The organism is Candidatus Thermoplasmatota archaeon (assembly GCA_030018475.1).
Classification (GTDB): Archaea; Thermoplasmatota; JASEFT01; order JASEFT01; family JASEFT01; genus JASEFT01.
The window spans coordinates 1-4,543 of sequence record JASEFT010000072.1 but is presented as its reverse complement, the minus strand read 5'-3'; the positions used below and the strand labels follow the sequence as shown (position 1 = coordinate 4,543).

At 36.2% G+C, this 4,543-nt stretch carries 7 protein-coding genes; 5 read left to right on the top strand and 2 right to left on the bottom strand.

Annotated features, from left to right (window positions below):
• The first annotated feature begins 157 nt into the window (after positions 1-157).
• The 5 genes from QMD21_07250 to QMD21_07230 all read left to right on the top strand — a co-directional run bounded on the left by QMD21_07250 (position 158) and on the right by QMD21_07230 (position 2,855).
• A complete protein-coding gene (locus QMD21_07250) occupies positions 158-478 on the top strand; it encodes a polysaccharide biosynthesis protein (GenBank protein MDI6856557.1) in 321 nt (106 codons plus the stop codon).
• Between the two features lie 23 nt (positions 479-501).
• Complete coding sequence (locus tag QMD21_07245) at positions 502-732, top strand: polysaccharide biosynthesis protein (GenBank protein ID MDI6856556.1); 231 nt, start codon at positions 502-504, stop codon at positions 730-732.
• Positions 729-1,094: a polysaccharide biosynthesis protein gene (locus QMD21_07240; GenBank protein ID MDI6856555.1), complete on the top strand. Its 366-nt coding sequence runs from the start codon at positions 729-731 to the stop codon at positions 1,092-1,094. Before QMD21_07245 ends, QMD21_07240 begins: the two co-directional genes overlap by 4 nt.
• Before the next feature lie 118 nt (positions 1,095-1,212).
• Positions 1,213-1,938: an SDR family oxidoreductase gene (locus QMD21_07235; protein ID MDI6856554.1), complete on the top strand. Its 726-nt coding sequence runs from the start codon at positions 1,213-1,215 to the stop codon at positions 1,936-1,938.
• 14 nt (positions 1,939-1,952) lie between these two features.
• Positions 1,953-2,855: a glycosyltransferase family 2 protein gene (locus tag QMD21_07230; GenBank protein ID MDI6856553.1), complete on the top strand. Its 903-nt coding sequence runs from the start codon at positions 1,953-1,955 to the stop codon at positions 2,853-2,855.
• 4 nt (positions 2,856-2,859) lie between these two features.
• On the opposite strand, the gene QMD21_07225 is transcribed toward QMD21_07230, so the two are convergent.
• Both QMD21_07225 and QMD21_07220 read right to left on the bottom strand, forming a co-directional pair.
• Positions 2,860-3,990: a glycosyltransferase family 4 protein gene (locus QMD21_07225; GenBank protein MDI6856552.1), complete on the bottom strand. Its 1,131-nt coding sequence runs from the start codon at positions 3,988-3,990 to the stop codon at positions 2,860-2,862.
• A gap of 133 nt (positions 3,991-4,123) precedes the next feature.
• The coding region (locus QMD21_07220; GenBank protein MDI6856551.1) for a class I SAM-dependent methyltransferase at positions 4,124-4,543 on the bottom strand (420 nt) is incomplete at its 5' end.

Genomic DNA, 4,543 nt, shown 5'->3' with positions numbered 1-4,543 from the left:
CATTATTCCCATCCCAAGGGTAAATAGATTTAGGTTATTTTATAGTTATGCAACAAAGCAGCGAAACCGTTAATATTTAATATTCCAAACACTATTTATCGTTTTGTATGCTCCCGGAACAAATAAATTTAGAAAGCTATGTATATAAGGTGATTGATTGATAGATAAGTTAATAGATAATAAAAGAATAATGATAACTGGTGGGACGGGAAGTTTCGGTCATCAGATGGCCAACATCTTGTGTAGAGTGAATCCTAAAGAAGTTAAAATATTTAGTAGACACGAAGACCTTCAGCACTCAATGGCTAGAGAATTTCCAAATTTTGTTTTTGTTTTAGGGGACGTGAGAGATTACGAAAGGGTCTTAGAAGCTACAAAGAATATAGACATAATATTTCACGCTGCGGCTTTAAAACAGATTTCAGACATAGAACGGCATCCTATGGAAGCAGTCAAGACCAACATACTTGGAACATAAAAAAAGCAGCTATAGAAAATAATGTGGAAAAGGTTATAGGAATATCAACAGACAAAGCAGTCAAACCAGTCAATGTGTATGGCATGACTAAAGCTATTGATGAAAGAATTCTTTTGCTTAAGGAGGATTGCGAGACTAAGTTTTCGGTGGTAAGATATGGGAATGTTATAGGAAGCAGAGGCTCAGTGATTCCACACTTTAAAAAACTGTTGGATGAGGGGGAAAAAAGCTTCCTGTCACTCATCCTCTCATGACAAGATTCTGGCTCACTTTAAACGAAGCGATCGAATTGGTATTGTTTGCTTTGTCCGAAATGGATGGATGTATTTATGTCAAAAAGTGCAGTGCGTGTCTGATTAAAGACATAGCTGAGGTAATGGCCGGAGAAGGCAATTTCGTTGTCAAAGGAAAAAGACCCGGAGAGAAGTTACATGAAGTTTTAGTGAGTGACATGGAAATGATGCATACAGAAGAATTGGTTGATCATAATATCTTCAAAGTTAATCCTTTTGATAGCCCAGTGATAAATGAACCAAAAGAGTTCACGTCAGAAAATGCAGATAGATTAAGCAAGGATGAATTAAGAAAAAAGCTAATAGAAGAAGGATGGTTATAACAATAATCGGCGGAATGGAAAGTTTTAGATATCCGATACCTGAAGAACGGTATAAAAAGGTTTCTAAAGAAGGACCAATTTATAACAACGAGAACGGATTACGGGGAGCGATTGATAAATGAAAGTACTTATCACAGGGGGCACAGGAAAACTTGGAATGGAACTTGTTAAACTGTTCCCTCAGTCATTACATCCTACACATAAAGAATTAGATATAACCAATAAAGAGAGAGTTTTTAAGTTTATAAAACGCAAGAAACCTGACATTTTAATACACTGTGCAGCTCTTACAGGGATAAGGGAATGCGAGGAGAATAAAAAACTTGCGATGAACACAAATGTAGGTGGTACCGAGAATCTTGTTAAAGCTTGTTTGAAATATAAACCAGACTGCTACTTCATTTATATATCTACGGCGTGCGTTTTCCAAGGCGATAGGGGCGAATATACTGAAGAGGATATACCTTATCCAAAAAATTTCTACTCTTTGACTAAATTGTTAGGCGAGTATGCAGTAAAATATCTTAATATAAAAAAATGGTTGATAATAAGAACAAATTTTGTACCAAGAGCGGTGTGGCCTTATCCCAAAGCCTTTATCGACCGTTACGGTACCTATCTTTTTGCTGATGACCTAGCTTTGGCAATTAAATCCATAATAGAACAAAATTATACTGGCATTTTACACGTATGCGGAGAAGATAAAGTATCGATGTTTGAATTAGCAAAAATTACAACCTCAGACATAAAGCCGATGACTATGAATGAGTATACAGGTCCCCCCCTAACCATAGATATGAGTCTTAGATCTGTTAGAATAAAATCCTTTAAGTTAAGAAAATAATCTAGGGAAATAAAATGCACTATCCCAAAGTCTCTATAGTGGTACTTAATTTGAATGGTGTGAAAGATACCATTGAGTGTTTAGAGTCTCTGAGAAAGATAACCTATCCAAATTACAAAGTAATAGTAGTGGATAATGGTTCTACTGGCAGTGATGTAAAAATTCTAAGAGAAAAATTTGGAAATTTCATATACATAATCGAAAACGATAGGAATTATGGTTTTGCAGAAGGAAACAATATTGGTATTAGATATGCGCTAGAAAATCAAAATCCAGAGTATGTTTTTCTTCTTAATAACGATACAATAGTTGACAGAACTTTTTTAGAGGAAATAGTGAAAGTAGCAGAAAGTGACGAAAGCATCAGCTCAGTCAGCCCAACTATATACAAATACGATGAACCGGATAAATTAGATTGGATTCCTACAAAAGAAGTAAGTTTGTGGACCTGCAAGACAAAACAACAGGTAGATATAAACACAACAAATGAAAAAGTTGAATGCGTTACCTCTGGTTGTTGGATGATAAAAACTAAAGTTTTTGATAAAATCGGATTATTAGATTCAAGACTGTTTTTTGGGGGTGACGAACAAGATTGGTGGATTAGAAATAAAAGAGCTGGATATAAAACTTGTTGGGCACCGCAAGCTAAAATATGGCATAAAGGGCGTAAATCGGTAGAAAAGAAAATATCTAAGGTTGACCTATACTATACCACGCGTGGATTGTTCTTGATAGAAAAAAAACACGCTAATCTATTACAACTTGTGTTCTTTATATCTTATTTTTTTGTTATAAATTTTCCAGTTACCTGTGTCCGTATTGTAAAAGATTGTAAAGAAGATAGAAATATGTTAAAAAAGCATCTGAAAAGTTATTTTAGAGGAGTAATAGACGGGTTAAGGATAAAGGTATAACTTATCATTTACTCCTCCCTCTCTCCAAGCCCACAATAATTTTCTCGTATCTCTGCGCAATTGTATCCCAAGAGAACCGAGTTATATATTCTCTTACGCTACTGTCATACCCAGTTTCATACGCAGTTCTTAATGCACATGCATACGCTTCCGTGTCAGTAGGGTCTACGAGTATCCCGCCACAATCACCTAATATCCATTTCCTAAGTTCATCGTTTGTCGTGACCACAGGTAAACCAGAGGCCATGGCCTCGAGTATCACCAAGGGGAAGCCTTCCCAGTAAGATGGCAATGAGAATACATCGCAACTTCTGTAAATTTTAGGGAGCTCTTCATGTGATACTACACCTAAATAAACAAATCTGGAGCCCAATTTCTTTTTACCAAAACTAACCACCTCTTCTTTAAGTGGACCATCCGAAGTAAATATTAACGTTCCAGCACTCAATTTAGCCATTGCCTCTATTAGCAGATGAAGCCTCTTTACTGGCGAAAGGGCGGAGGTAGAAAGAACAATAGGATGTTCCATCTTTCCTAAATCCACCAGCGTGGTTTTTTCACCCTCTGGTTTGAACACATCTAAGTCGACGCCATTAGGTATCATATGAATTTTTGTTCTTCTACCTAAAAATCTTTTTTTATGATACTCTACTATTAATGGAGTAATGCAAATAACCGCGTCTGGCTTGGTTAATATTGCCAACTGATCTTGTACGCTACCGCCATGGTCATTGTGTATGAATGGTATGCCTGTATTTCTTCTATACCATGCAGCGCATACATCGCCATACAATCCACAAAAAATAGAAACCGCATCATAATTTAACTTTTCTTCGATCATCTTCTTGAATGCCTTATGCGCGAAATAAAATGCCTGCATATCTCCAGGCCCAATTGGTGGAAACCCCGTCTCAAAAAGTCTGCTAAACCCGAACATTCGCGATATATTTTCATAAGCGCGAAGTAAACCTGAATTACGTATATCGGCATTTACTGTGACAATACCGTTACCACAGCCAGTAGAAAATATATCGACTTCATGACGCTTTCTCAATCTTTTAGTAATTTCCCTGACTACGCCTTCAACGCCTCTTTGAACAACGTTTTGCCAAGGTGATAGAAATGCGATTCTCATTTATTCTCCGAGTAAACAATATCTTGCAAAATATAAATATGTTGTTTATCTACTCTGTTTTATTGCTAGGAGCGAAAAATGCATGCTTTGGGTACCGATAAGTTATAATCTGAGATAAATCAGATATTATCGTTCATAAAACTCTGGGCTTATATTTTGGTATAGCATGAGCTTCCCTGACTTTTCTCCAGTCGCCCATCCCTACAACCTCGAACCCTAACTCCTTCAGCTCTTCATAACTCCAACCAGATTTGTGCTCCTGAAATATATCTTTTTCGTATTCCTCTTGTTCCACATAGTTATTTGGAGTGAAAATTATTACTTTCTTCTTTGCCCAATTTTCCATTCGCTCAATTAAAGCATGTCCTTCCTTTTTCGTTAAATGTTCTAAAACATCTATTGCAACAACCGCATCAAAAGATTTTTGCTTGAATTCAATTTGATTAATATCTGCCATTATGTACTCATTATGCGTACGTTTTTCCTGTGCCTCTCTTAAATATAGTTCAAATACGTCAACACCAACAGAATAAGATATATTTTTAAATTTTTG